This is a genomic window from Phaeobacter sp. JH20_34 (genome assembly GCF_048056095.1).
GTDB classification, from domain to species: domain Bacteria; phylum Pseudomonadota; class Alphaproteobacteria; order Rhodobacterales; family Rhodobacteraceae; genus Phaeobacter; species Phaeobacter bryozoorum.
Genome location: NZ_JAYMWT010000024.1, coordinates 1 through 26,553, shown reverse-complemented (window position 1 = coordinate 26,553; position 26,553 = coordinate 1). Strand labels below are relative to the sequence as shown.

General features: G+C 62.0%; 22 protein-coding genes and 1 pseudogene. 19 read left to right on the top strand and 4 right to left on the bottom strand.

Annotated elements, in window-relative coordinates:
* Positions 1–108: 108 nt before the first annotated feature.
* The 12 genes and pseudogenes from VWZ81_RS19380 (at position 109) to VWZ81_RS19325 (ending at position 12,284) form a co-directional block, all read left to right on the top strand.
* Positions 109–2,091, top strand: coding sequence for a ParB N-terminal domain-containing protein (locus tag VWZ81_RS19380; protein ID WP_416543446.1), 1,983 nt, complete (start codon positions 109–111; stop codon positions 2,089–2,091).
* 73 nt (positions 2,092–2,164) lie between these two features.
* Entirely contained in the window at positions 2,165–2,758 is a 594-nt protein-coding gene (locus tag VWZ81_RS19375; RefSeq protein ID WP_416543445.1) for a regulator, read from the top strand.
* 102 nt (positions 2,759–2,860) lie between these two features.
* Positions 2,861–3,517 (top strand): DUF6927 domain-containing protein, encoded by a 657-nt coding sequence (locus tag VWZ81_RS19370; RefSeq protein WP_416543444.1) that lies wholly within the window; start codon positions 2,861–2,863, stop codon positions 3,515–3,517.
* Between the two features lie 104 nt (positions 3,518–3,621).
* On the top strand, positions 3,622–3,921 hold the full coding sequence (locus tag VWZ81_RS19365) for a type II toxin-antitoxin system RelB/DinJ family antitoxin (protein WP_416543443.1): 300 nt from the start codon (positions 3,622–3,624) through the stop codon (positions 3,919–3,921).
* On the top strand, positions 3,908–4,183 hold the full coding sequence (locus VWZ81_RS19360) for a type II toxin-antitoxin system RelE/ParE family toxin (RefSeq protein WP_416543442.1): 276 nt from the start codon (positions 3,908–3,910) through the stop codon (positions 4,181–4,183). Before VWZ81_RS19365 ends, VWZ81_RS19360 begins: the two co-directional genes overlap by 14 nt.
* A gap of 106 nt (positions 4,184–4,289) precedes the next feature.
* Positions 4,290–4,619: pseudogene (locus VWZ81_RS19355) on the top strand (methylase); the annotation flags it as partial.
* 95 nt (positions 4,620–4,714) lie between these two features.
* Complete coding sequence (locus VWZ81_RS19350) at positions 4,715–5,824, top strand: IS110 family transposase (RefSeq protein WP_416543441.1); 1,110 nt, start codon at positions 4,715–4,717, stop codon at positions 5,822–5,824.
* Positions 5,825–6,047: 223 nt separating this feature from the next.
* Complete coding sequence (locus VWZ81_RS19345) at positions 6,048–10,055, top strand: strawberry notch-like NTP hydrolase domain-containing protein (RefSeq protein ID WP_416543440.1); 4,008 nt, start codon at positions 6,048–6,050, stop codon at positions 10,053–10,055.
* A gap of 123 nt (positions 10,056–10,178) precedes the next feature.
* Entirely contained in the window at positions 10,179–10,565 is a 387-nt protein-coding gene (locus VWZ81_RS19340; RefSeq protein WP_416543439.1) for a DUF6878 family protein, read from the top strand.
* A 1-nt stretch (position 10,566) separates the two neighbouring features.
* Positions 10,567–11,028, top strand: coding sequence for a DUF6915 family protein (locus VWZ81_RS19335; protein WP_416543438.1), 462 nt, complete (start codon positions 10,567–10,569; stop codon positions 11,026–11,028).
* Positions 11,029–11,128: 100 nt separating this feature from the next.
* Positions 11,129–11,431, top strand: coding sequence for a hypothetical protein (locus tag VWZ81_RS19330; RefSeq protein WP_416543437.1), 303 nt, complete (start codon positions 11,129–11,131; stop codon positions 11,429–11,431).
* Between the two features lie 124 nt (positions 11,432–11,555).
* Entirely contained in the window at positions 11,556–12,284 is a 729-nt protein-coding gene (locus tag VWZ81_RS19325) for a DUF736 family protein (RefSeq protein WP_416543436.1), read from the top strand.
* A 286-nt stretch (positions 12,285–12,570) separates the two neighbouring features.
* Here VWZ81_RS19325 and VWZ81_RS19320 read toward each other — a convergent pair whose 3' ends face one another.
* Both VWZ81_RS19320 and VWZ81_RS19315 read right to left on the bottom strand, forming a co-directional pair.
* Positions 12,571–13,305, bottom strand: a complete 735-nt coding sequence (locus tag VWZ81_RS19320) for an ABC transporter permease (protein ID WP_416543435.1) — start codon at positions 13,303–13,305, stop codon at positions 12,571–12,573.
* Entirely contained in the window at positions 13,302–14,153 is an 852-nt protein-coding gene (locus VWZ81_RS19315; RefSeq protein WP_416543434.1) for an ABC transporter ATP-binding protein, read from the bottom strand. Before VWZ81_RS19315 ends, VWZ81_RS19320 begins: the two co-directional genes overlap by 4 nt.
* Before the next feature lie 92 nt (positions 14,154–14,245).
* On the opposite strand from VWZ81_RS19315, the gene VWZ81_RS19310 reads away from it, so the two are divergent.
* Positions 14,246–15,115: a LytTR family DNA-binding domain-containing protein gene (locus VWZ81_RS19310; protein WP_416543433.1), complete on the top strand. Its 870-nt coding sequence runs from the start codon at positions 14,246–14,248 to the stop codon at positions 15,113–15,115.
* Between the two features lie 469 nt (positions 15,116–15,584).
* Here VWZ81_RS19310 and VWZ81_RS19305 read toward each other — a convergent pair whose 3' ends face one another.
* Both VWZ81_RS19305 and VWZ81_RS19300 read right to left on the bottom strand, forming a co-directional pair.
* Positions 15,585–16,775 carry an IS91 family transposase gene (locus VWZ81_RS19305; protein ID WP_416543432.1) on the bottom strand — a complete coding sequence of 397 codons (1,191 nt, stop codon included), beginning with the start codon at positions 16,773–16,775 and terminating at the stop codon, positions 15,585–15,587.
* 12 nt (positions 16,776–16,787) lie between these two features.
* Positions 16,788–17,666, bottom strand: coding sequence for a tyrosine-type recombinase/integrase (locus VWZ81_RS19300; protein ID WP_416543431.1), 879 nt, complete (start codon positions 17,664–17,666; stop codon positions 16,788–16,790).
* 780 nt (positions 17,667–18,446) lie between these two features.
* Here VWZ81_RS19300 and VWZ81_RS19295 point away from each other — a divergent pair.
* The 6 genes from VWZ81_RS19295 to VWZ81_RS19270 form a co-directional block, all read left to right on the top strand.
* Positions 18,447–19,376, top strand: coding sequence for a DUF2493 domain-containing protein (locus tag VWZ81_RS19295; protein ID WP_416543430.1), 930 nt, complete (start codon positions 18,447–18,449; stop codon positions 19,374–19,376).
* Positions 19,377–19,533: 157 nt separating this feature from the next.
* Entirely contained in the window at positions 19,534–20,526 is a 993-nt protein-coding gene (locus VWZ81_RS19290) for a GSU2403 family nucleotidyltransferase fold protein (RefSeq protein ID WP_416543429.1), read from the top strand.
* Positions 20,527–21,069: 543 nt separating this feature from the next.
* The gene (locus VWZ81_RS19285) at positions 21,070–21,276 is read left to right on the top strand and encodes a hypothetical protein (RefSeq protein WP_416543428.1); all 207 of its coding nucleotides are present in this window, start codon (positions 21,070–21,072) and stop codon (positions 21,274–21,276) included.
* Positions 21,277–21,838: 562 nt separating this feature from the next.
* Positions 21,839–22,432: a helix-turn-helix domain-containing protein gene (locus VWZ81_RS19280; RefSeq protein WP_416543427.1), complete on the top strand. Its 594-nt coding sequence runs from the start codon at positions 21,839–21,841 to the stop codon at positions 22,430–22,432.
* Positions 22,419–24,752, top strand: a complete 2,334-nt coding sequence (locus VWZ81_RS19275) for a relaxase/mobilization nuclease domain-containing protein (RefSeq protein ID WP_416543426.1) — start codon at positions 22,419–22,421, stop codon at positions 24,750–24,752. Before VWZ81_RS19280 ends, VWZ81_RS19275 begins: the two co-directional genes overlap by 14 nt.
* Positions 24,753–24,760: 8 nt before the next feature.
* A partial coding sequence (locus tag VWZ81_RS19270) for a type IV secretory system conjugative DNA transfer family protein (RefSeq protein WP_416543425.1) occupies positions 24,761–26,553 on the top strand: 1,793 nt, incomplete at its 3' end.

The following is a 26,553-nucleotide window of genomic DNA, read 5'->3' as shown; positions in this document are numbered from 1 at the left end:
CCCGCCCCATTACGGAAGTGGGCCTTTTGTCGTTGTGATCCCCGCCCTTGGGGATTGACCGCGCATCTGAATGCGCGGGCCGCTCCAAATCCACGAGAAGGATATCCCATGACTGTAAGCTTCAAACCCGCCTCCGTCGCCATCGGCGATCTGGTCCCGCATCCCGCCAATGTGCGCAGCAAATCTCCAGAAACCTATGACCCAGAGAACATCGCGCATCTGAAGGCCAGCATTGCCGTCCTGGGCCTGCTCCAACCGCTCCTCGTCCAGAAGATCGACGGCAAATACGCTGTCCTCGCCGGTGGCCGGCGCCATGCCGCGCTGAAGGAGCTGGTTGCCGACAAGGCCGCCAAGGGGTTCACCGCCAAAACCAAGGTGGACTGCCGCCTCGTGCCGGAGGATTGCGACGTCACCACGGCGCTGTCGCTCGCCGAGAACATCACCCAGGCGCCGATGAATGCCATCGACGAGTTCGAGGCTTTCGCCCGGATGATGGAGGTCGACGGCCAGACGCCCGAGACCATCGCAAAGACCTTCGGCACCACGGTCGCTGCCGTGAAGGGGCGTCTGCGCTATGGCCTGATCCACCCCGACATCCGCGCTGCGGCGCGGGCGAAGACGATCACGCTCGATACGATGAAGGCTTTTGCCGAGCACCCGAGCCAGGAGGTGCAGCGCGAGGTTTATGAGGCGCTGACCAAAGAAGACAGCTACCTTCAGGCCTACACTGTCCGTCAGGCGCTCAAATCCCGCGGTGTGCAGGTCAGCGATGATATCGGGGCCTTTGTGCGCGCGGACTACGAAGCGCGGGGTGGGGCCATCGCGGCCGATCTCCTGGAAGAGCATTCCGTGCTCGAGGACGCCGCGCTGGTCGAGACCATCCTGCTCGAGAAGCTCGGGGCCGCTGCCGAGGAGGCACGCGTGAAACTGGGATTTGCCTGGGCTGATGCGATGGTCCGCTATGATTACGCGACTATGGCTGACTACGGCCGCGTCTATCCCGGCCCGATCGATCCGGATGAGGCCGCCCAAAAGCGCATCGATGAGATCACCGCCGAGCTCGAGCAACTCCAGCTCGAGATGGAGGATGAGGGGCTCGAAGACGAAGCCTACAATGCGCTCTACGACCGCGTGGATGCCTTGGAAGAGGAAGCCCGCGACCTGCAGGAGGCCTACAGCGCCGAGGATCTGGCGCGGGCCGGGGTTATCGCCTCATGGTCGAGTGGCCAAGTTACGCTTCATGTGGGCCTTATGCGCCCCGAGGACACCGTGAAAGACGAGGGCGCGTGTGGCTCTTCAAGCAACCCAACGGGGGAGGAGGCCCCGGACGCCGGCGAAATCACCTACCCGGCCTCGCTGGCAGAGGACCTCAAGACCGAGCGGGCCATGGCCCTCGGCGCCGCGATGGCGCTGCATCCGGAAGCCACGCTCGATCTCACGCTCTTCAAGCTGGCCAGTGACGTTCTGGCCAGCGGCATGAGTGTCACGCAGGCGATCAAGATCGATGCCCGCAAGGAATACCGCAGCCATGCCAAGATGGACGAGATTGACGAGACCTCGCTCGAGCAGGTGGCGGCGGCGCATGATGCGCTTGATCTCTCGTGGCTCGATGACACCCGCGCGCCCGCTGATCAGTTCGCGGCGTTTCGCGCGCTGAAGGCCGGCGAGAAGGCCAAGCTCGTCGCCTATGCCACCGCCAGCACCACGCAGTCCTGCTTCGCGCGGGACCGATCGCGCGACAGCCTGATGCATGCATTCGAGATCGAGATCATGCCCGATATCCGCGCGCATTGGACGCCGAACGCGGCGCTCTTCAACCGCTTCAAGAAGGCCTGGCTCCTGAAGATCCTCGGCGAGGATCTGGGTCTGGCCCAGGAGGCGGTGACGCTGGCCTCGTCGAGCAAGAAGGAGATCGTCGCCTTTTGTGACAAGCTCTTCGCAGAGCCCTTCGCCACACTCACGGACGCGCAGCGCGCTGCCGTGGCCGCCTGGTGCCCGCCGATGATGCAGACCGCCGGTGTCGCCTGCGATGAGGCGGAGCCCAGTGAGGCAACCCCGGAGCCTGACAGCGTGGTCGCCCAAGCGGCCTGAGTCCTCACGCGACCCGCGCAAGCCCTTCCGCCCGCGCGGGTCGACCCTCACACTCCCAACGGAAAGACATCCCATGGCTATTCTCAAGTTCTCTGCCTCCGCAGTTGCGGCGCAGATCGCCCATGCGCGCGCCTGCAAAACCTTCCTGCCCAATTGGAACGGGCCCGTGGACGGGCCCGCCCTAATCCTCATCGTCGGCAATGGTGTGCATCTGCGCTCGAACGGCATCGATGGCACGACCACCCGTATCGTCACCACTGAACAGGCCGATCCCTCCTTCGCCTTCGCCGACGGCATGAACCCGTTTCGGGACACCGACTGGATGGCGCAGCGCCGCATGGCGTTTCGCGATCTGACGGGCCAGTTTTACACCGACATTCTCGACGATGTGCAGGTGCTCATCGACCGGGGGCGAGGGGCCATCCGGCTCGCCACCGATGGCCACCGCATCCGCGTCTTCGTGCGCCGTGCCTCCGACTATCTCATCGGCGGAACCTACGAGGTGCCCTCGGGCCTCGGCGGCACGTTTCGGGTCATCCTCAAGGATGCCTGCGATATCTTCGCGATCGTGCAGAACTGCGGCAATTGCGAGGATTTCGACGCCATGCAGCCCTACCGCGTGCCGCTCGATGCGCTGATGGAACTCGATGACCGGAGGGCGGCTTAACGCGCCCTTTCTCAAACAAGCATCGCCAATACCCTGCCGGGCCTGCGGCCCTGTCGGGACATTGGCGACAACAATTTTCCCTACGAGAGAAAGGACTCTGAAATGGGTTGGCTCTTCTACACCGACGGCCGCGTCAAATCCTACGCGGATGAGAAGGCGGAAATCGCCCGGCTCTGCACCTTTGAGAGCGACACGCGCAAGACCGAGCTGGTCAAAGCCTGCAAGGTTGGCTCCACCTGGTATGCGGCGGCAAGGTTCACCAATCTCGACGGCACCCCTGTCGAGGACACGACCTACGTCACCGATGCGGATGGCTCCATCACTTTCGGGGCTGTCTTCCTCACCCGATACGATGATGGCTGCTGGGGCTACAAGGACATGGAAGAAAGCGCAGGACCAGTCGAATCTCGCGCACCACTGATCCTGTTGGCCCTGCTGTCCGAGCTGAAAGACCCAGACAGCTACGCTCAGGACTGGCGTCAGCGTTGCCGGGACTGGGCTGCGATCCCGGACTACGAGGAAGGCGACAAGATCAGGCTCGCCACGCCCGTGACGCTCACCGATGGCAGCACCTGCCAGATCGTCACAGCGACGCACTGCAGACGGGGGCGGCAAAAACGCCGCTGCTACCGCATCGAGGAAACCGGCGGGCTCGTGCGGCTCTCGAAGGCTTCGCTTGCCGGCTCGGAGCTGCTCAGCTCCTCAAAAGGCGAGGCCAGTCCTGTGCTGGCGGAGTATCTCGCGGGGCAGCGTGGCTGAGTTTCCCGCTGAGACAACACCACAGGACCACGCGCTCACATACTGCCGACTTGAAATCGTATCTCAAATGAGATACATCATTCCTATCAACTGGAGGACCATCCATGCCTGCCCAAACATCCATGCTTCATGTCCGTGTTGACGAACAGCTGAAAGCACAGGCTTCGGACGCACTTGCGGGCGTCGGTCTGACGCTCTCCGATGCGGTGCGTATTCTTCTGACCCGCGTGGCCGCAGAAGGCGGCTTGCCTGCCGGATTGACAGCTGATCCGGATGCCTATGACGCCTGGTTCCGGGCGAAGGTACAGGAAGCGCTGGACGATCCAAGGCCCACAACGCCCCATGCCAAGGCGATGCAAGACGCCCAGGCATTGATTGACGGGAAGCGCCTTGCCAAATCTTGAATGGAAAGCCACGGCCATCGCCGACTTGTTGGCAATCATCGACTACATCTCTGACGACAACCCGGATGCCGCCCAAGTTCTCAAAGATGAGATTGAACACAAGACGTCCCTGCTTCCAGAACACCCTCAAATGTATCGTGCGGGCCGTGTCGATGGGACCCGTGAGATGGTTGTTCGGCCAAACTACATCGTGGTTTATGCTGAAAGCCCTGAGAAGGTGACCATTTTGCGCGTACTTCATGCTGCGCAGCAGTGGCCATGATCGGCGTGCAGGCCCTCCGCTAAGAAATTGCCCGCTCTACGCCTTCAAAGTGTAGAGCGGGCTTTTTGTCCTTTGGAACTCAGACCCTGATCCAAAGGAAATCCCCATGACCAAGCCCAAACCGGCAAATCCGGCTCTCTCAATCTCCGACGCTAACCTCGCCTCTGCCCTCGCGCAGATCGGCACGGAGATCGACCACCAACCCCTGCGCAGCTCAGCGCTGGCGCGCATCATGCGCGAGACGTTTCATGGCAGCGATGCCGGCGGTGCCTGGGACTGGCGCATGGCATATGACCTGATGCAGGCCGCGGCTGTTCAGGTGCTGCTGCGTGGGGAAGGTGCTTCAGGTGACATCGCCGCTGCAAGGCTGCTTGCCTCGCGGCTCCTGACGGAAACCCGCCGCTCCGAGCAGCAAATCCGGCTGCAGCAGATGGCATGACCCTTCTTGGCGCCTCGACCGACGCGGGAGATGATCGCCGTTGAGTGATCGCGGTCCGCACTCTTCTTCGGTCCGCTACCGGAGGAGATGGCATGGAGGATTTCAGCGCCTTTGTGGGATTGGACGTTCACAAGGACAGCATAGCGGTTGCGATAGCGGATGCTGGGCGAGACGGTGAGCTTCGGATGTACGGGACAATCGTCAACACGCCGGATGCCGTATCGCGCCTGATGCGCAAGCTGGTCCAACGGCACGGCAAGATCGAAGTGACGTATGAAGCAGGCCCATGTGGATACGGAATCTACCGACAGCTTACAGAGATGGAGATTTGCTGCCGGATCGTCGCGCCGCGCCACACACCGAAGCGTCCTGGCGAGAGAGTGAAGAACGACACGCGCGACGCATTGATGCTTGCCCGACTACTACGTGCGGGCGAGCTGACTTTCGTTTGGGTGCCAGACCCGACGCACGAGGCAATGCGGGATTTGGTGCGCGCCCGGCAGGTCGCCTCGCAGGACGTCCGAGCGGCTCGTGCACTGATCCGGATGTTCCTGTTGAAACACGGCCTGCATTGTAAATCGAAGGCCTGGTGTCTGAGGTACCGCAAATGGCTGACGTCCCTGAAGTTCGAGCATACAGCCCAGAAATACGCCTTGCAAAGCTATATCAACCGGCTTGAACAGGCCGAGGCCCGCAAGGCCGAAATTGAAGGGCAAATCGCAGACCTGATCCCCGAATGGGCATTGGCCCCTGTCGTCCATGCTATTCAGGTCTTCAAGGGGATCGGCATGGTCGTCGCCGCGACGCTGGCTGCCGAGATTGGTGATTTCTCAAGGTTTGCCAGTCCGCGCCAGTTGATGGCCTACCTTGGGCTGGTTCCCAGCGAGCATTCCAGCGGCAGCAAGCAGCGACCGGGTGGTATCACGAAAGCGGGCAACACGATCGCCCGAGTGATGCTGGTCGAGGCGGCCTGGGCTTACAAATGGCCGCCGAAGGTTGGTGTGGACCTCATGCTAAAGCGTCAGGACTACAGCCAGGACCTGAAAGACGTCGGCTGGAAAGCCCAGGTCAGACTGAACAAGCGGTTCAGGCGTCTTGAGGGGCGGGGGAAGAGGAGCACCGTTGCCGCAACGGCAGTAGCCCGTGAATTGGTGGGCTTTATCTGGGCGACAGCGATCAGCGCCATGCCAAAGACCGCCTGACGAATGGCATGTGACGTTGGTTGTGGCCAGGGCATCTGACGCGGGACGAGGCAAACCGTCGGTCGAGAATTGAGATCCGGATCATGCCGGACATCTGACAGCAGAATGAACGAACGCCTCTGACGCTTACCATAATGGGGTTTCGATCCCCGCATCGGAGTTTGAGCAACCGTCGATCAAGTCGGGTGCCCTGACCTCTGCCAACATCGCAAGGGGAAAGAACATGACGAACGGCATTCAAGCCGGGCGGTGGAGCGGCCGTGCAAAATCATTTGACGAATGGTCATCGGAGTTTTCCACGCCGCTGCCATTTGCGGCGCTGGTCTTGCGGGCCGCGGCGATCCGCGAGGGCGAAACCGTGCTGGAGCCCTCGGCTGGCACTGGTGCCCTGGCTGCTTTCGCCGCCCGCGCTGGTGCCACACTTTTGCTCAACGAGATAGACCCCTTTCGCCAGAGCCTCCTGCGCGCGGTCTTCGGCGGCGAGGTGACGGGCCATGACGGGGAGCATATCGACGATCTGCTCCAGACTCTGGTCCTGCCGGACGTCGTGATGATGAACCCACCCTTCGCCTCTTCGGTCGATCGCTCCCGCGACAAGCACATCGCCGCCAAGCACCTCATCGCGGCAGCAAAGCGTCTCGCGCCCGGTGGGCGGCTGGTGGCGATCATGCCGCCGGGGTTCACGCCCGAACGCGATGCCGCGCATTGGTCCCGCGCCTGCGGTCTGCTGACGCCGCGCCTGGCGCTGACGATGCCGGGGCAGGTCTACCGCAAGCTCGGCACCTCTGTCGAAACCCAGCTGATGGTCTTCGACAAGGTGCAGGAGGACAGCGAAATGATCCGCGTCCCTGTGCGGGATCTGGATGAAGCCCTTCCTTTTGTCGACGCCGTGGCCGCAACCCGGCCCGAGATGCGCCCCGCCCAACGGGCTGAAGCGACCCCTCATGCTCGGCCGACCGTTCCATCATCTGCCCCGCGCAAGACCGCGGCTGCGCCTGTTGCCGCCTCCAAACCACGGACCAATGCCGTCCGCCCGCTCAGCTTCACAAGCTTCGATGTCCCGCGCGACAACACGCCCATCTCGGACATTTATGCGCGCTACCGTCCGCAGCGGATCGAGATTGCGGGTGCGCAGGAACATCCCACGCCGCTCGTCGAAAGCATCGCCATGGCTTCTGTCGCGCCGCCGGTGCCCTCAAACACGGGCAGCGATGACTTGCGCCTGCCCGCACGGTTGATCGAGGAGGGACATCTTTCCGAGGCGCAGCTGGAAACCATCATCATGGCGCATGATGCCCATGGACGCGACCTGCCCGGTCGGTTTACCATCGATGACGACCAGACCAAGCTGACGCGCGCCGATGATGACCCGAATGCACAGGCCTATCGCCTCGGCTACTTCCTCGGCGACGGCACCGGTTGCGGCAAGGGTCGCGAATGCGCGGGGCTCATTCTCGTGAACTGGCTGGCCGGGCGCAGAAAGGCGATCTGGGTCTCCAAATCCGCCACGCTTATCGAGGACGCGATCCGCGACTGGACCGATCTCGGCGGCTCGCCTGCCGACATCCAGCCGCTCTCCAAATGGAAACCGGACCAGCCGATCCCGATGGGCGACGGTATCCTCTTTGTAACCTACGCCACGCTGCGGTCCGCGGGCAAATGCGGCACCACGCGACTGAGCCAGATCCTCGACTGGATGGGTGAAGACTTTGAAGGCGTCCTCGCTTTTGATGAGGCCCATGCCATGCAGAACGCGGCAGGGTCCGAGCAGGGCAGGGGGGTCAAACCCTCCCAGCAGGGCCTTGCTGGCCTGCGGTTGCAACTGGCAGCACCCCGCGCTCGCGCCTTCTACATCTCGGCCACGGGCGCCACGAGCGTGCACAACCTGGCCTATGCCGCGCGGCTGGGGCTCTGGGGGCAGGGCCCCGAATACCCCTTCCCAAGCCGTGAGAGCTTCGTCTCGGCGATGGAGGCGGGCGGTGTCGCCGCCATGGAGGTGGTCGCCCGTGATCTCAAGACGCTCGGGCTCTACACGGCCCGCGCCCTCAGTTTTGATGGGGTGGAGTATGACGTGCTCGAACACGCGCTCACTCCGGCCCAGATCGAGATCTACGACGCATACGCGGGTGCGTTTCGGACGATCCACCACAATCTCGAGGCGGCACTGACGGCAACCGGCGTCAATGATGCCTCTGGCGAGACCAATGCCACGGCCGCACGCGCCTCGGCCAAGTCCCGCTTCGAGAGCACGAAGCAGCGCTTCTTCAACCATCTCCTGATGGGCATGAAGGCCCGGACCATCATCCGCGCCATCAAGGAGGATCTGGCGGAGGGCAAGGCTTGCGTCATCCAAGTGGTCTCGACAGGTGAGAGCCTGCTGAAACGCCGACTTGAGACAATGGACCCGGAGGATGAACTCGTTGAGGGGGCCTTGACACCGCGTGACTATGTTCTGGGATACCTCGAACAGGCCTTTCCGATTCATGCGCAAAAGCTCGTTGAGATCGACGGCAATATGGTGGCCGAGCCGCTCCGCGATGAGACCGGGGCCCTGGTCGTCTCGCGCGAGGCGCTCGCTCTGCGCGATGCGGCCATGATGGAGTTGATGACGCTCGCCCCGATTCCCTCGGCGCTCGATCAGATCCTCTGGGCCTTTGGCGACAAGGCCGTGGCAGAAGTCACGGGGCGGTCCATCCGACCTCTGAAGGCGGACGATGGCCACCTCTTCATCGAGAAACGCGCCGCCAGCAGCAATTCCTCCGAAACCCAGGCCTTCATGGACGGCGAGAAGGATATCCTTATCTTCTCCGATGCAGGTGGCACGGGTCGCTCCTATCATGCGGCGCAAACGGCAAAGAACCAGAAACGGCGTCGGCACTATCTGTTGGAGCCAGGCTGGCGCGCGGATGCGGCCATCCAGGGGCTGGGCCGCACGCATCGCTCGGCTCAGGTCAGCGCGCCCTTCTTCCGGGTCTGCACCTCGGATGTGCATGGCGAAAAGCGTTTCACCTCGACGATCGCCAAGCGCCTCGACCAGCTGGGGGCCTTGACCAAGGGTCAGCGCGAGACCGGCTCGCAAGGCATGTTCCGCGAGGAGGACAATCTCGAAAGCCCGATCGCGCGGGCAGCGCTGCGTGGGTATTTCGCCGATCTTGCCGCCGGGCGCGCCGAGGCGATGAGCTACGAGAGCTTCACCGACTGGACAGCCCTGCGACTGATCGACAAGGACGGGGTGCTCCTTGAGGAGCTTCCCCCGATCCAGCGGTTTCTCAACCGGGTGCAGGCCCTGCCCATCCACATGCAGAACGCGCTCTTTGCCGAGTTCATGCGCCGGATTGCCGATCAGACTGAACGGGCGCGGGCGGCGGGCACGCTCGATCTCGGCGTGGAAACCCTACGAGGCGACAAGATAGAACAGGTCTCCACGGAAGATCTCTGGACCTGCCCGAAATCTGGCGCCGTGACGCGGATCATCGGACTTGAGGTGACGGACCCGGTCCACGTGCTGTCGGCGGATGACGCCCTGTCGCGCAACCCCGACAAGCTGCCGATGGTCAATCGCGCCTCGGGTCGCGCGGCGCTCATCTCGGCGCGGCCCATGCAGATGTATGACGAGGATATCTTCACCCTCATGCGCAAGGTGGTGCGGCCAAACGGGTCGAGCTATCTGGAGGATACGCGGTTCGAGTCCTCCGCTTGGGAAGTCATCGGGAGGCCCGAGTTTGCAGGGCTTTGGGATGCCGAGGCTGCGTCCTTGCCAAAAACCACCACGACGAAGCTCTACCTGCTGACCGGGCTCTTGTTGCCGATCTGGAAGGACATTCCGACCACCAATGAGCGCATCTACCGGGTCACGCCCGACGGGGCGACCGCCATGATCGGGCGCACGCTGAGCGAGGAAGGGGCGGCAGCGTTGCGTGCCCGCTTCCTCGTCTCCAATCCGCAAACGCCGCAAGAGATGCTGACCGCCGCCCTTGGTACCACCGCGCCGGTTGATCTGGGCCGGGGTCTGAAGCTGACCCGCCGCCGCGTCGCAGGCGAGATGCGTCTCGAGCTGGGCGGCGCCGACAAGGGCATGATTGATGGCCTCAAGGCCCTCGGCTGCTTCACAGAGATTATCGCCTTCCAGCTGCGGGTGTTCCTGCCGCATGGGGACGGGATTGACACGGGAAGCATTCTGGCACGGATCGTGGGGCAGCGAGCCGCTAGAGCGGCAGAACAAGCCGCCTGAAAAGTCAAAAGCGGGCTTTCGGTCGGGTGTCGCGGATCGGGGTTTGCCCGGGCTGCGCTTTCCGGCCGTGCGCTGACCAATGCCACACCCGGCCCCCCATATTGCAGACAAGAGGACAGACCCATGACCAATCCCCAGATCGACTATGCCGCAATGGCGGCTCAGTGGCGTGCAGAGCGCGAAACCACCTTGAAGGCATCCAGAGTGGAGCTGCTCGCGCAACTACGTGCGCTTGGCATCAGCGAGGTCACTGCCGAATACGAAGGCTATGGCGACTCCGGCAATGTCGAGGATGTGACGGTGCAGCCTGCAGAGGTCAACCTGCCGGAGGCGCTTGTCACAGAGATTGGCGATTTCGCCTGGTCGCTCGCCTATCACCATCACCCGGGGTTCGAAAACAACGAGGGCGGCTACGGCACGCTGATCTGGGACATAGCACTAGACAGCATCATCCTCGATCACGCGGACCGCTATGTCGAATGCTCGCACAGCTATGTCGAGGGTCTTTGAGATGGCTCATCCGCTTCATCATGCTGAAAGCTCTGCCCGGAAATTCGGCGGGGTGCCGTCTGACTACCAGTCCATACATGACTGGTTCGATGCCTCGAAAGAGCACCTCGCGTTCTTTACGCACCGAGCCATGCGCCACCACGCTCAAGGCCTGTTCGAGGCGGAACGGGTTTTCGGCCTGACCCTGACCAATAGCGCGGGTCGGGACATACCCGTGCGCTGGATCGGCGAGCAGCATGTGCGTGAAGACTGCCAGGGCCGCATCCCGAGCATGGCGGACTGGCTGCGACGGATCCAGCCCGAGCCATGGATGGCCAATGGCCATATCAACCGGCATGTCGGCTCCGAGCCCTGCGGCGACCCAAGGGTTGCCTGGGCCTCCGAGGTCGCCGCCGGACGAACGGTTCTTGGCCTGAAGGATTGGATGGCGGCGCGCGCGACCCAAGCCATGCAAGGTGCCTGACAGCTCTCGGTCGTTTGCCAAACGAATGCTGCATGGAAGCCCGGTCGGAAGATCGGGCTTCTTGCGTCGTTTCCCCACCATTCTTCTTGAGGAGGATCACATGACACTCGATGACATCAAGGCGGCCGTCGATGCCGGGCAGACCGTGCATTGGGCCAATACCGGCTACATTGTCCACAAGGACAGGCTCGGTCAGTACCTCATCACCTATGTGCCGAACGGTAGCTGCATCGGTCTGACCGACCGGGGCGGGCACGGGTTGAACGGAAAAGAGGCGGAGTTCTTCATCGCGCGATCGGAGGACGGCGCGGAAAATCCGGGCAGCCAATCAAGACCAAACGGGCAGGGGAGGGGCGTAGCACTAGGAGGCGCGGGGGCATTCCCACTCGGACGGCAGCTCTGACCCGTGGGCGGGGCTGAAAGGAAAGCAAGCTTTCTGGTTTGTGATCCCAGGAGGGGTCGAGAAAGCAATCCCGGATGCGTTGGCAAGAACGTCAGGCACCGGCCAATCCAAAAGGAACCATCCCATGTTCGCAGGAACCCTCACCCGCAATGTCGAGACCGCAGCCGCTCAGTACACCGGCATGATCCACTCGACGCGCTTTGACATCGCCATCCAGTTGGAGGCGCGGGCCAAGATGTCCGCGCGCAGTCCGGATTACGACGTGACGGCGATCAACAAGTCGGGCCGCAAGGTGCGCATCGGTACGGCCTGGAACGAGACCGGCAATACCAGCGGCAACCCCTACATCTCGATGCAGCTCGATGTCGGCTTGGGCCCGTTCCGTGTCAACGCGGTGCAGACGAAAGAGGCGCGCGCGGCCCAAAGCGGGGAGTTCGAGATCATCCCGCTGGTCTCGAACGGCCTGATGAAATCCGGCTCAATCTCGGGCGAGCTCACCGCCATGGACGCTGACAACGCCTTCACGGGCTACATCGCCAACATGATGTTCGATCTGGAGTTCATGCTGATCGAGAACGGCTACAAGACCGAGGAGACCCACCCTGACTACCGCATCGAGGTCAGCTCGCCCCGGGGCACGCCGATCCGCGTCGGCTCGGCCTGGATGGCGAAGAGCAGCCGCACGGGCAATGACTACCTGTCGCTGCTGATCAACACGCCCGATGGCGACCTGCGCGTCAACGCCGTGCAGAACGAAGAGCAGCGCGGCGGGCAGACTTTCTCGATCATCCCGTTCATCGACAGCGGTGAGCAGCCGCAGGATGCAGGCACGGGGCTGGCGTTGGTCGCCTAATCGGCGCGCGAGGGGGAGACGACGTGAACTGAAAGGGGAGCCGTGGGACCACGGTTCCCCTTTTTCTGTACTGGTGGGTTGAAAAACCCGCACGCATTGCAGACGTTCGTGTCGCCCGCCGCGAAAGCCGGGTTTGAGCCCTCTTCGCCGAATGCTGCTCTATGCTCGAACTGACGCAAAGCTCATATAGCTGCCATTTTCGTCAGTCCGATCAGTCAGACCAAGGTATGAGTTACGCCACCCGGTATGTTCGAATGCACTCAAGGTACTCGGTTTGGCAAGCGGATCAATGTGACAAATACCGCCGATGACGCATTTGTGCTAAGCCTGCCAAAGTTGCTGCGGCGATGGTCCACGCCAGCAGCAACAAGAGGTGGCGCCCCTCCCACGTGGTTCCATTGATCGCGGCCCAGCTCAGTTCACCCATTGCCCGGGTTGGCATCCAATTCGAGATCGCATCGATCGTCCTTGGCATCAACATGGGTGGCACCCAAAGCCCGCCCAGATATGCGAGTGGCAGATATATCAGATTGGCGAGAGGCACCGCTGCGCGGGCCGACGATACTGAGCCAAGCGCGATCCCCATAAACGTCGCGGCAACGGTTGACATCAGGCAAACGCATCCCAAACGTAGCCACGCCGATGCGCTCAGATTAATATCGGTCATCGCTTTGGCCACCGCAATGACCAGGAATACAGCCAACGTTACAAAGATCAGCGACGCTAGCACCCGTGCAACCCATTGCTGGACAAAACTGCCAGGCAGGCTTCGTTGCCAGGTTGCGAACGGGCTTTCGCGATCTTGGGCGACACCTACGCCAAACTGGAAGAACCCGACGCCCATTACCGCATAAACAGTGAAGGAGGCCATCGCATTTGCTGCCCAACGACCGCCACCGCTTTGCGCACCAAAGAAGGCATATAGCATCGCCGGGAACAGAACTGTTGGAATCCAGAAACCCGGCTGGCGAAAAAGTACCCGAAGGGCAAGGCTGCATTCAGCACGTAGATGGCGATTCATCGTGCGATCTCCTCTTCGCGAATTCGGTTGATCAGGTCTTTGAGATCCAAGGGTTGCAGAGTGAGTTCATGAAATGGCAATTCTGCCTCGACTATCCGACGTAAAACGACATCGCTTTCAGAGGTCTCAACATGCCAACGATGGCCATCATGTGTGGCCTGCAGCCATTCTGGGGGCAGTGTATTTGTCGGAAGTGCAAAGCTGAGGCGGTTGACTGTGGCGCGCGCGCGCATGTCGCCTATGCGCCCACTCAAAACCGTCTCGCCCTGATCAATGAGCGCAATTGTGTCGCAGATTGCTTCGATTTCATCCCAGTGATGTGATGTCAGAACCAGAGCTCCACCTTTTGCAATATAGTCGCGCGCGATTTCGTGAAAACCATCTTGAGCGGCGCTATCAAGTCCTGTGGTGGGTTCATCAAGAAACACCAGTTTAGGCGACCCAACAAAGGCCAGTGCCAGAGCAACCCTGCGCATCTCTCCGCCCGAGAACCCAGCCACACGGCGATCAATTAGCTTTTCTAAACCAAAACTCGCAACCAGGTCGTCTGTCTTAGGCTGTACGCCATAGCGTGCTGCCGTGTAGGTTAGAATTTCGCGGGGTGATAGTTGATCTGGAAATCCTGTCGATTGTGGAGTGGCGCCGGTCAATGCCCTCGCAGCCGGGCTGCCTGCGGCATGGCCAAACACCAGTGCTTCGCCACCGTCGGGGCGGCGCAACCCCATCAACATGGATAGCGTTGTCGACTTGCCTGCCCCGTTAGGGCCCAGCAGGCCAAGGGCTTCGCCAGGGGCAACATCCAGATCAATGCTTGAAACCGCGTGAACAGCGCCAAAACGTTTGGCCAATCCTCGGACTCTTAGTGGTAGCTCATGTGAAGTTGGGGGCATGTGTGATCCTGAGGCTTGATTGTTTCTGATCACCTCCTATTCATGGGGCCATGACTCGTACCAAGGCAACTTTCGTCTCTGACACGCAAAACCCCGCCAACGGCAGCCCCATGTCGCTGGCGCTTCGTCAACTGCAAGCAACAATGAGCGGTCCCGTATTCTGGATCATCATTGGCGCTGCGGTTTTGCTCTCGGCATTGGCCGGGCCGTATTACACGCTTGAGCGTCTGAGTTTTCCCGAACGCCTGGTTTATTGGGGGACCACGGTCGTGTTGTCGGCGATTGTGATGACCTTCCTTTCTATCTTTGCCCATAGGCTCACCGAGGCACATTCCTGGAACTGGGTCTTCGTGGCTGTGGTGGCGGGGGTGGCGGGCATATTGCCGGTGGTTGGCACGATTTTTCTTGCCGAAGGCATTGCGACCGGATTTGTTCAGGGCTGGTTCGAAACTGCCGGGTTCACCAGACTTGTCGTGTCGGTGACTCCGCCGCTCATCGCGGTGACATTGGTGGTGAACGCTCTGATTGAATTCCAACTGCGTGAACAGGATTCGGACGTATCGAAGCCATCGGCGGACAGCACAGCGGAAATCGCGCCACTGACAATTTTGCAGTCCAAGCTGCCCCAACACCTTGGCCGTGACATCGTTTCGGTGCAGGCACAGGATCATTATGTCGAGGTAACAACACCACTGGGCAGTGCAATGGTGCTCATGCGGCTGGGGGACGCTATTCGAGATCTAGAACCTCTTGACGGACTTCAGGTACATCGCTCTTGGTGGATCAACCTCTCTCACGTCGAGCGCACTGAAAAGGGCACAAGCGGCCCCGAATTGGTGCTGACTTCAAAACAAAGGATTCCGGTAGGGCGCAGTTTCCGGCCTGCGTTTAAGAACGCCATGCAGAGCCAGGGCACATAGTCCAGTAAAGACCTCTTAACTTTCAGATGCAAACTAGAATTCCGACGACCACTTTGGGTCGGGTTCCAAACGGATTTAAGTGTCACGATGCGCTGGCAGCAGCCATTGGTGCGAGCGCCGCGAAAGTCAGAAAAGTCTAAGATTTTTTGATGCGGGCCAGTGCATTAGGTTTGTTTTGGGCGGTGTGGCCCGCGTTGACAAATCTGACAAGGTGGAAGCCGCGGGACGCTTGTGCTGTGCTATGGGGAAAGCGCAGGTCCCAGTCCCTGATATCGGTCAGAGTTTCGCGGATTTTTCCGAGTTTGGAGGCGTAGCGTCGTTGTCTTGGGCGTAGGGCCGGGCCCATTTTTCGGTTTTGCTGCGGTGTCCTGGCACCCGTCGTGACGCATTGATGGCATTGAGCCAAAGCGTCCCTTTGACCGGCACGTTGCATGTCGGATCGAAGGATTCTCAGAGGATCTGCGGTTCATCATGCGGCCTGCTTTCTTGGTGGCGCTCGGGTTCGAGGTAACTGCCCACGCTGGAAGGTCTCAATGATGCGCATCGGCCCACCGCAGTCAGGGCATGACTCGCGCAATGTGAGGGGTGACTGCGCTTCGTCAGGCGGTTGAACTGGTTCAACTGATTTGATTTCCCCGAGCAACGCGCGGATCTGAGCGACTTTCTCTTTGCGCCCGCTGCCTGCGAGGAAACCGTAGTGGCGGATACGGTGGAAGCGATCAGGCAGAACATGCATCAGAAAGCGGCGGATGAACTCGAAGGTCGGGAGCTGCATGGCCTTCATGCGGTCCCCACGTTTGATCCTGTAATCTTTCCATTTGAAAGCAACGGTCCCGGCGTCAGCGCTGACGAGCCGATGGTTTGAGATGGCGATACGGTGGGTGTAGCGGGCCAGATACGCGAGTACTGCCTCGGGCCCACCAAATGGCGGTTTTACGTATACCACCCAGTCGATCTTGCGCAGCGGCGCCAACCATGCGGCGAATGTGGCGGTGTCTGCCAATTCGGTAAGGTCACCGAAGAACTTCAGTTGCTCTGCACGGTGCAGTGCCATCAGCCCTTCGGTAAACAGCCGCCGGAACAGCCGCGACAGCACGCGCACATGCAGAAAGAACCTGGGCTTGCAAGCAATCCAACGGGTGCCATCCGGCGATAGCCCACCCCCTGGCACGATCATGTGGATATGCGGGTGATGGGTCAAAGCCGACCCCCAAGTATGGAGAACGCTGGTCATGCCGACACGCGCGCCCAGACGTTTGGGATCGATGGCAATGGTTGCTACAGTCTGGGCCGATGCTTTGAACAACAGACTGTAGATCGCGCGCTTGTTCCAAAGGGCGATCCGCGCGATCTCTGCGGGCAGCGTGAAGACCACATGGAAGTACTCGACCGGCAACAGGTCCTCGGCGCGGGCCGCCATCCAGTCACGCGCCGCCGGTGCCTGGCATTTGGGGCAATGCCGGTTTTTGCAGCTATTGTACGCAATGTGCTGATGGTTGCACTTGGTGCAGGCTGCCACATGCCCGCCAAGCGCCTCCGTGCGGCAGGTCTCAATCGCTGACATCGCTTTGAGCTGGCTCAGGCTCACCGCATGAGCCAGCCGATAGGCCGTACCGTGCGTTCGAAAGATATCAGCAACCTCCAGCTTCGGGCGCGACAACGCCCGCCCGCGTTACAGCGGCCTTCGGTCCCACAACTGTGCCAGCAACTCGTAGGGGCTATCGGTGTCCCGGATCAGCTTGGTGGCGACATGGGTGTATTGCGCCGTCGTGCTCAGCTTGGCATGGCCGAGCAAAACCTGGATCACGCGCACATCCGTCCCGGCCTCCAGAAGATGCGTCGCGAAGCTGTGCCGCAAACTGTGCAACGTGCTGCGCGGCTTCTTGACCCCCGCCAGATGCTTGGCTGCGCTGAAGGCGCGATGGAGTTGCCGCGGTGACAGCGGGTTGATCCGAGGCTTTCCCGGGAACAGCCAGCCATCCGGCCGCGCCTCGCGCCAATAATCGCGCAGAAGCGCCAATAGGCCAGGCGACAGCATCACTTTGCGATCCTTGCCGCCCTTGCCGCGCTCGACATGGATCAGCATCCGGTCGCTGTCGATATCGGTGACCTTTAGATTGCAGACCTCGGACGCCCTCAACCCCGTACCATAGGAGATACTGAGCGCAGCGCGATACTTCAGCCCCGGACCCGGCGCGACCTTGAGAATCTCGAACACCTCTTCGGCGCTGAAGACGACCGGGAGCTTCCGTGGTTCCGTGCGAAAATGTAGGCAGTCCTTCATCTCAGGGCGCTTGCACGTCGTCTCAAAAAAGAAGCGCAGCCCGACAAGTCGCGCGTTATAAGTCGATGGCGAGACGTTCGTGTCGACCATATGAAGTTGGTAGGCGCGCAAGTCTTCGGGTGTTGCTGTATCCGGCGATCGCCCAAGGAACTCGGCAAGATATCGAACTGCCCTGATATGCGCTTTCTGCGAGCCTTCGCCCAGCCCTTTGATCCGCATATCTTCGATCATCCGCGCACGCAGCGGTGTTGTCTTTTGGTCCACCATGGGATCCTCCTATCCGTTGATTGAGAGGCCCCAATCGTCGGATAAACGCACCCATTTCCAAAATCCCGGTGGTCACATCACCGCGCCGCCCTCACCACAAGCGCCCCCGCCGCGGTAGCGGCTTCGTCCTTGTCCCGATCTCGCCCGTTCCTAGACGAGGCAGCGAAGTTCCGCTTTTGACCTCTACAACTGAAACTCAGATTTTCCCCAGTCTTCTTTTTGGAACGAAGTTCCAACTTGCCTTGCGGCCTCCCCAGCTCGGCTTCGCGTGTCGCAGGGGAGAACGGCCCTTCGGTCCGTCGCGCATTCGGCCATGCGGCCTCACCGCGGCGTTGCGCTTGGCATCCCGGTTTGCCCGCCTCGCGAGCACGTTCCTCCCCGGCCGCTCCGCCGGATTGCGCTCTGGTCTGTTTTGGCCTGAGGCCAAAACGATCCCGCCACTTCATCCGTCTCCCGCGTCCGGTCGGGCCGTTTGCCTGCTCGGGTCGGGCAAACCTACCGTCAAAACACACACACATGAATGCGGAAGCATATCCTCCGGATGGCCCCCAAATCAGCCCGCGTCAAGGATCGCAAAACTTTTCGGCGAGGTTGGTGTCAGTGGCGCGGGTCGGTCCCGTGCGTGAGGGCGCGCATGCGTCGAGTGCTGCGCTCGGAAAACTTTTGCGCCCGGCAAGCCGGCGGCTGCGCCGTCCCTGACCCGGGCAAATTCGGAAACCAGACATTCGGCCATGCCACCACACTCACGTGGTGGTCGAACCCAATATCTGGAGAAAGAACATGGCTTACGACACCGGTAACACCTACGAGACCATCGAGCTTTTCGGGCTGACCGAGAAGGACGCACAGCTGCCGATCCCCGAGGATCACATCCTGACCGACCGCATCATCCGCGAGAGCTTCGAGGCTTTGCTCGGGCAGTTGCGCGGGACCGGGCTTGAAGCCGAAATCGAACCGCTCGCCCATGGGCTCGCGACGATCCTGCAGCGGCGCAAGGTGGCGCTTGGCAAGGAGGTCGACCGCGCCGCCGACAAGATCGGCGCGCTGGCAAAATCCCACGACGGATCGGAGATCGCCGAGACCGCGCTCGAAGAAGCGCAGGCGCGCTTCCTGCAGCTGCGCGAGATTGTCGGCGCCATCGAGGTGATGAGCGAGGCTGCGGCGGAATGCTACGAGATCGAGACCGGCCACGCCTTCATCCCGGCAGCCGGATCGCGCGCAAGCGTCCGGGCGCAAGAGACCGGGGCGGTCTTCGAGGCGCGGCAGCTGCTGGAGCAGCACGACCGGGAAACCGCCGAGAAGTCGAAAGTCGAGGGTGTTCCCCTGATCGTCTCGGGCGCCACCGACTGGACCGATGTCGATGTGATCTTCAACACGCTCGACAAGGTTCGCGAACGGATCAAGCAGAACCGCAACCAGGAGATCTTCCTCTGCCACAAGGGTGGCAAGCACGGGGCGGAGATGATCGCGGCCCGGTGGGCCCGGGCACGCGGGATAGCACAGGCGCGCTTCGATCCGCGCTGGTCCGCGCATGGGCGGGCGGCACCGTTCAAGTGCAACGACGAAATGCTGGACGACAAGTTCGCGGCGACGGGGGTTGTACTCTTCGGCGGCAACGGGGTCGCGCTGAACCTCGGGCAGAAGGCCGAAGCGAAAGGCTTGACGGTCATGCGGGTTGCGGACCCGGCAAAGAAGACCGCGCAGGATTGAAGAGAGCGGGTCGCGCTTGTCGCGGCCCTTTCGTCGTTTCTTATGGGTGTGGACGTTCTCCAAATCACTTTGCCTAGCAATTTCCTGTTTTGATAGGTATATGAATGCCAAGCAAAACTTGGAAATGATAGGCATGACCCCACTCAGCAGCATCGCGATGAGCGCCTATACCGATCTGGTACGTCTTCTGAAGGACGACGCTTTGTCCGGTATCGAAGGCAAGCCCACGCTAAAGGAGCGTGGGGATAAGGCCTATTGGTATGCCGCGCGCCGTGTCGGGACGCAGATGCGGTTCATCTATATCGGCGAAGACAGCGACGAGACGCGCGCGCGCATCGACCGGATCGAAGAGCTGCGCGCAACGGCCAAGGATCGGCAGGCGGAACGGTCGCGGCTTGTACGGCTCTTGCGTGCGGAAGGCATGACGCCCATCGACCGGGCGACCGGTTCCATCCTGTCGGCCATGGCCGCAGCCGGAACCTTCCGTTTGGGTGGCACCATTGTTGGAACCAATGCATTTCGCCTCTATGAAGGCGAGCTTGGTATCCGTCTGCCAATTGGCGGTATGGCCAATACCGGCGACATCGACATCGCGCAGTTCGAGAAGCTCAGCGTTGCGTTGCAGGATCAGGTCGACCCGGGTCTTGCCGAGACGTTCTCGGCGCTCAAATTCGATCCTCTGCCAGCTCTTGACCAAGGTCGGACATGGCGATGGGCCCAGGGTGGCAGCGGCCAGTTGGTCGAGTTTCTCACACCGGCGTTCGGAGATGAGACCATCCGAGAGCTGCCAGCATTGGGCGTGAACGCCCAAGCGTTGAATTATCTCAACTTCCTGATTGCCGAGCCGATCCATGCGGCGGCGATCTATAGATCTGGTATTCTCGTGCAGGTGCCGCGCCCGGAACGCTATGCGATTCACAAGCTGATCATTGCCGATCGGCGGCGGGACGGAGCGGGGAGCCTCAAATCGGTGAAGGACCGGGAGCAGGCGGCTTTCCTGATCGAGGCGATGGCCGAGGACCGGCCCGATGATCTGGCCCGGGCTTATGTCACCGCGCTGGAAGTCGGGCCACGCTGGCGGGAGCGCATTGGGAATTCGTTGAAGCGCATGCCGGAGACGAAGATTATCCTCGAGAGCCTGGGCGCGTGATCGCGGCAACGGGGTCGCGCTTGGCGCGGCCCTTTCGTCGTTTCTCATGGCGCGTGCGATCGGTCATGCGCGATCGGCAGTCTGCGGCGGCCAGCACTGTTATCCCTCTACCCAGTCCGTCAGAGTGCGGCCCATCCGCATCGGTACGGGCTGGGGATGGTGCGCACCTCACGCACATCGTCAGCGGCGCAAGACGCGAGGGGTCGAGACGTCGCACTTGAGGCTGAAGACCTGCAGGTCCCTCGGGGCGTGTTTCGGAACATCGCATCCACGCGGGCGGGCTCCGTCAGCACCCCGGCCAGGCTTGGCGGGACGCGGACGCGGATGGTGGCGGCGGCGTGATGGGAGGGGTCATCCGGATCACTCCTTTTTGCTCATTGATGTGGATCGCACGGGGTCAGCCCAATCGTGCCCTGCGCTTGCGCTTCGGCAAGCACAAATACGGCTTCCACGGCAGGGCCGCGGACCCTCCGCATTTGCGCTTGCGACCGGGCCTCTTGCCCCCATGCCGGGTGATCCCCATCGCAACAAGGAGTAACCCAAATGACCAACCACTACGTCGCCACCGTCCCCGTCAAGTTCATCGACAATGAAGACCAGGAACGCACCCGCTTCCAACGCGTGGGCGCCATGTTCCGCAACACCCGCAACGGGGATGGCTCGGAGTTCTTCAGCCTCACGCTCGACTTCCCCGTCGCAGTCTCGGAGCTGGTGATGTTCCCGCCGAGCTCCAAGGAACCCACGGCGTAAATCCTCTCACGAGGATGGGCCGCCCCGAGACGATCTTGAGGCGGCCCGATCCCTGTTCCAGGGATGCCGGGTCCGGCGGGGGTGATCGCCGCCAGCGACCTCGCTTTGCTTCCGGTCGTTGCGCGATCAAAGGACGATCGCCGACCGTAAGGGTCAGGCCGCGACAGACCGGCCAGTCAGCCTCAAGGGGGCCATCCACAAAAACCTATCGGCCAGGGCCTCCCGGTTTTTGCGGCAGAGATTTGGGGGCCCAAATCTGGCCCTCCTTGACCCTGCCTATCCGCCCTGTCGGTGGGGTTTGCGCCCGCCCGCGTTTCCGTCCGAACACATACGTGTTCGGCCAGAGCCTCGGGCGGGGCTGGCGGACGGGACCCCTAGGACAGGGGGGCGCCCGGTGGTGAGGGCGGTAGAGCCGCGTCCCTGCGGGCCGCGGCGTGAAGTGGACACCAAGGCTGCCTGAGACTGAAGGCAACGTAAGTATATAATTGACAGCTTGATATATTATCGTAAGGTAGGAGCAGCCTTGGTGGAAGGTGGCAGGAAATAGGGGGTCTTTCTTCGCATGTCTCGCTCAAAACGTCTCACAGATGCGGACCGCATGGAGATCGTTCGCGAGGCTGCGGAAGGTGTGTCGACATCCGTGTTGGCGGAGCGGTTTGGCGTGTCGCCCCGGGCGATCCAGTACACGCTCAAAGCCGATGCCGAGCGCCAGGCAGATGCCGCGATCCCGGTCTCCGCTGTCAGCGTGAAGGTGACGGCTGCGGAGCTTGCGGCGCTCGACGCGGTGCTGGCGAAGGCGGGGATCGAGAGCCGGGCCGAGGGGCTGCGGCGGCTCATCCAGGCGGCAGGCGGGGTGTTCGTTCCGGATGCGCAGATGGCGGCAGAGATGGCGCGCTACCGCGCCTCGCTGCACGAGGTCGGCAATGGGGTCGCGCAGATCGCCAAGCAGATGACGCAGGCCAACCGGCGGGGGCAGGGGGCCGTGGGGGGCACGAGTGCCGAGTTCACCGAATTGCGCCTCGCGCAGATGCGCGGGCTGGCGCGCTTCATTCTGGATTCCGCTGACGAGATCGATCTGCTCCTGCGCCGCCGTCGGGACGCGATGCAGCTGGAGGCCACGGCCGCGCTGAGGGAGTTTGCCCATGCGGCTGAATGATGCCGTCCATGCCGTCACGGGCGAGGTCTTCCGGGATGGCTGGAGCCGCGTCCGGGGCTCGATGCAGGGGCTGCACGTGGCCAAGCAGACCCAGCTTGTGCGCGCGGCAGCGGGGCATCGGCCAGCGGTCTTCAAGGCGATCCGGGGCGGGGGCACGCATACCAAATCGCAGCTCGCAAACCAGCTCGATTACCTCACCACCAAGTCTACCCATATCGTGGACAGTAGCGGGTTCCTGGATGGCAAGACGAAGCTCGAGGCGCAAGACATCAAGGACCTGACCGAGCGCTTTGCCAAGCGGTGGGATGCGGGCTTCAAGCCCAAGCTGGGCCAGACGACCCATATGCTCATGTCGTTCCCCATCGGCACGCGCGGGGAGGATGTGCGCGACATCGCAACCGATGTGGCCGAGCGGTTCTTCCAGAGTGACGCGGGGCATTTCGACTACATCATCGCGGTGCATGAGGACCGCGATCACCCCCATGCGCATCTGGTGCTGAACCGCCGCTCGCAAGAAGGCGAGTTCTTCTTTCTGGGGCGCAACCACCGCTTCAACTACGATGATTTCCGCCTCGCCATGGTCGAGGAGGCGGAGAAGTACAGCGTGCGGCTGGAAGCCACGCGGCGGGTGGAGCGCGGCGTCGTGCATTACCCCGCCGCTACCCGCGAGGTTTATGCGGCGAAAGAAGAGGGTCGCGCGCCCCGCGAGCGGGAACGTGTGGGGGCCGACTTGACCCGGACGCTGGCAGAGATCGCCAACACCAGAACCGTCTATCATTCGCTTGCCGCAGAGGCCTCCCGGGAGGCCCGGGAAGACATCGCCGCGGCACTCTTCCGCGCGGGCGAGGTGCTGGCTCGCGGCGGGCAGGTGGACCGAACAGGAGATGTGTATATGGCCGAGGATCAAAGCTTCGAGGATCTGAGAAGTCTCTACGCGGAGAAGCTCGCGCGGGTGCAGGGCATGATTGCCGAAAAGCCTGACGCCGAACGTCCCTTGTTGGAAAAACGCCTCATCGAGATCCAGACGCAGGTCCAGCACATGCAGCCCTTGGGGCTGCGATCATCCACGCTGTCAGAGACCCCCTCGGAGGGCGGGATCTATTCTGAAGCCAATATCGACGCCAGCCAGCGCGAGCGACTGGCCGAGCCCGACCTGAGATCGCGCATTGACGCGGCACTACGGGGCACGGGGATCAGCACATCGGAAGTGGTGGCCCGGATCGAGACGGGCGCTTCAAATGCAGCGCTCGAGCATCAATGGATCGCCAATGATCTCTCCAAGGTGGCCGAGGCGCGCGATCTGAACCTTGAACGCCGCGCCGATCTGGAACAGGCGCGCGACATTCTCAACGATGTGCATGTCGAACTTGGCACGCTCTTGGAGCGGGAGAACGTGCTGCGCCGGGATGGCGTCATGGAAGCGGAATCGGTCAGTGAGCGGTTCCATTATCACGAGGGCGCGGTGCAGGCGATGGAAGGGACAATCCGTCAGGAGATGCGCGCAGACGGCCTGACAGCGCAGCAGATCGAGGACCGGGACTGGGAGGTTGTCTCAAAGGCAGAGCGCCGGATCGAGACGGAGCAGCGCGCGTATCTCGAGGCACATCCGGAGTTGCTCGCACGCCCGGGCGATGTGATCGACCGGTCCGAGCCCTACCGGGAAACCATCACCGATGTGGCCCGCGCCAGCGAGATTACCCGCGAGGTCGACCGGATCATGGAGGGACGCGACCTCCGCGCGCCGGTTGCGGATACTGTCGCAGATGACTTGCACGTGCGCTATCCGGACATGCCGTCCCACCTCGCCCGTGGGCTCGGGGCGACCTACGCGGCCGTCGTCGAGATCCGGGACACGGAGGCCATCAACCAGGTCCGCCGCGAAACCGAATTGCGCGAGGGTCTTGGGTCTGGCACGCGTGACGAACGTCTAGCCACCGGCGATGAAACTGCGCCGCAGTCTGACCGTGCCGACCGCCTTGCAGACGAGATTGCGCGTGTTCTGGACCATGAGCGGGCGGGGGAGTTGTCCGCGCCCTTCGAGACCGAGGCGGAGCGGGACGCCTTCCGCGAGGAGATCGCGCGGGTGCTGGATGAACGCCAACTCGACCGGCTCACATCCGGCGATGCCGATGCGCTGGACAAGGTTCTCGAGGACCGTCTCGACCGGCTCTATGTCGCCAAGGTCTATCTGCAATCCGATGCCGCGACGGCCAACACCGAGGCCCTGCGCCAGGTGGTCGATGAACTCGCCGATGCCGAATACGAAAAACACCGCGCCACAGACGTGGATGGCGAGACCGAGCGGGGCCAGGTCCATTGAGCGGCGCCATGGGAAAGGCGCGGATTGCGACCGGCGTTTTGCTCGTCACGCTGGTGACCGCCGCCATGGGCTACACCATCGCCTCGGCCGTGCTGACGTATCAGGATCTCGGCTTCGGGGCAGAAATCGACTTTGCCTATATCGCGCAGAACTACATGGCGATCCTCAATCGCCGACCGGAGGACGCGCAACTTATTCACCTGATCATCGGCAGCTTTGCCGCCGCCGGCATGATGCTGAGCCTCGCCCTGTCGGGATCGGCCCTGACACGGTTTGGCCAGACCCATTGGCAGAGCGCGCGGGAGATGAAGGCCAACGGGTTTTTTGGTGCACCCGGGACCGGATTTATCCTTGGGAAGCTCGGTACTCCAAAGTCCCGCGCGAAATACATTTGCTCGAAGGTCTTTCCCCATGCGCTGATCGTGGCCCCCACGGGCCGCGGCAAGACCACGGGCTTCGTCATTCCGAACCTGCTCACCTGGCAAGGCTCCGCCGTGACGCTCGATGTGAAGGGCGAGTGTTTCGAGGCCACGGCCCGGCACCGCGCAGCGCAGGGCGACAAGGTCTATCGCTTTGCCCCCACCGATTGGGAGGGCAAGCGGACGCATCGCTACAACCCGCTCCTGCGCATCTTTGAGCTGAAAGATCCTGCGCGCCAGCAGATGGAATTGCAGCTCCTGGCGACGCTGTTCCTGCAGAGTGACAACGACCGGGTGCAGGGCCTCCTCAAGGGCGGGATCGATCTCTTCGTGGCGGCAGGGCTCTTGGCGTTCCAGCGCAAGCGTCCGACCCTGGGCGAGATCTACCGCATCGCGGCGTCGGGTGGGAACAAGCAGAAGGAGTATTTTGCGCGCGGCCACGAGGTCGACAACAGGGCCGCCAAACTGATCTTCACACGGCTGGCCTCGACCAACAACGATACGCTGACCTCTTACGTCTCGCTCCTGATGACCTCGGGGCTCGACCAATGGCAGAACCCGGCGATCGACGAGGCGACGGCGGTGTCGGACTTTGATTTCCGGACGATCCGCAAGAAGCCCTTCTCGGTCTATCTCGTTGTCCAGCCGCTGATGGTCAAGCCGCTCGCGCCGCTGATCCGGCTGTTCTTCTCCGACCTGCTCTCGGCGATGCAGGAGAAGGACCCTGGGCCCGATGAGCCATGGCCCGTGATGATCATGCTCGACGAGTTCAACCGCTTGGGCAAGATGCCCATCGTGGTCGAAAGCATTGAGACCTTGCGCACCTATCGTGGTCACCTTGCCATTGTCACCCAAACCATCCCCGCCCTCGATGAAATCTATGGTGAAAACACCCGCCGCGCCCTGCAGGGCAACGCAGGCGTGAAGCTCTACCTGACACCGTCAGATGAAAAGACCGTCGAGGAGCTGAGCAAGGCGGTCGGCAAGACCACGAAGACCGTCATCACGCGATCCCAGTCCATCGGCAAGAACCCCTTCGAGGGCCGTAGTCAGTCCACCCGGACCGAAGAAAGTTCCTTGCTCCCTGAAGATGAGGCGCGCCGCCTACCGCTCGACGAGATCGTCATGGTCATCGACGCGCAAATGCCGGTCCGTGCGAAGCGGATCCAATATTTTGACGATCGGCTGTTCAAGGCGATCCACGGGGTGCAGACGGGCGAGTTGCCGTTTCCGAAGCCGGGGGGAGGGGGATCGCAAGGCACGCTGCCGCTGAGTCTGCGCGCCATGCCGATGACTCCGCCAGCGAACGGACCAGGTGGTTCTGACGTCGTTGTGGAGACCGCACGCCAAGATGCTGGTAGTCAAACGTCAGGGCAAACCGA

What these genes read in the sequence shown, in the direction of transcription:
- VWZ81_RS19380 (WP_416543446.1), top strand. Translation starts at nt 109, where the DNA reads ATGACTGTAAGCTTCAAACCCGCCTCCGTCGCCATCGGCGATCTGGTC.
- VWZ81_RS19375 (WP_416543445.1), top strand. Translation starts at nt 2,165, where the DNA reads ATGGCTATTCTCAAGTTCTCTGCCTCCGCAGTTGCGGCGCAGATCGCC.
- VWZ81_RS19370 (WP_416543444.1), top strand. Translation starts at nt 2,861, where the DNA reads ATGGGTTGGCTCTTCTACACCGACGGCCGCGTCAAATCCTACGCGGAT.
- VWZ81_RS19365 (WP_416543443.1), top strand. Translation starts at nt 3,622, where the DNA reads ATGCCTGCCCAAACATCCATGCTTCATGTCCGTGTTGACGAACAGCTG.
- VWZ81_RS19350 (WP_416543441.1), top strand. Translation starts at nt 4,715, where the DNA reads ATGGAGGATTTCAGCGCCTTTGTGGGATTGGACGTTCACAAGGACAGC.
- VWZ81_RS19345 (WP_416543440.1), top strand. Translation starts at nt 6,048, where the DNA reads ATGACGAACGGCATTCAAGCCGGGCGGTGGAGCGGCCGTGCAAAATCA.
- VWZ81_RS19340 (WP_416543439.1), top strand. Translation starts at nt 10,179, where the DNA reads ATGACCAATCCCCAGATCGACTATGCCGCAATGGCGGCTCAGTGGCGT.
- VWZ81_RS19335 (WP_416543438.1), top strand. Translation starts at nt 10,567, where the DNA reads ATGGCTCATCCGCTTCATCATGCTGAAAGCTCTGCCCGGAAATTCGGC.
- VWZ81_RS19330 (WP_416543437.1), top strand. Translation starts at nt 11,129, where the DNA reads ATGACACTCGATGACATCAAGGCGGCCGTCGATGCCGGGCAGACCGTG.
- VWZ81_RS19325 (WP_416543436.1), top strand. Translation starts at nt 11,556, where the DNA reads ATGTTCGCAGGAACCCTCACCCGCAATGTCGAGACCGCAGCCGCTCAG.
- VWZ81_RS19320 (WP_416543435.1), bottom strand. Translation starts at nt 13,305, where the DNA reads ATGAATCGCCATCTACGTGCTGAATGCAGCCTTGCCCTTCGGGTACTT.
- VWZ81_RS19310 (WP_416543433.1), top strand. Translation starts at nt 14,246, where the DNA reads ATGACTCGTACCAAGGCAACTTTCGTCTCTGACACGCAAAACCCCGCC.
- VWZ81_RS19300 (WP_416543431.1), bottom strand. Translation starts at nt 17,666, where the DNA reads ATGGTGGACCAAAAGACAACACCGCTGCGTGCGCGGATGATCGAAGAT.
- VWZ81_RS19295 (WP_416543430.1), top strand. Translation starts at nt 18,447, where the DNA reads ATGGCTTACGACACCGGTAACACCTACGAGACCATCGAGCTTTTCGGG.
- VWZ81_RS19290 (WP_416543429.1), top strand. Translation starts at nt 19,534, where the DNA reads ATGAGCGCCTATACCGATCTGGTACGTCTTCTGAAGGACGACGCTTTG.
- VWZ81_RS19285 (WP_416543428.1), top strand. Translation starts at nt 21,070, where the DNA reads ATGACCAACCACTACGTCGCCACCGTCCCCGTCAAGTTCATCGACAAT.
- VWZ81_RS19280 (WP_416543427.1), top strand. Translation starts at nt 21,839, where the DNA reads ATGTCTCGCTCAAAACGTCTCACAGATGCGGACCGCATGGAGATCGTT.
- VWZ81_RS19275 (WP_416543426.1), top strand. Translation starts at nt 22,419, where the DNA reads ATGCGGCTGAATGATGCCGTCCATGCCGTCACGGGCGAGGTCTTCCGG.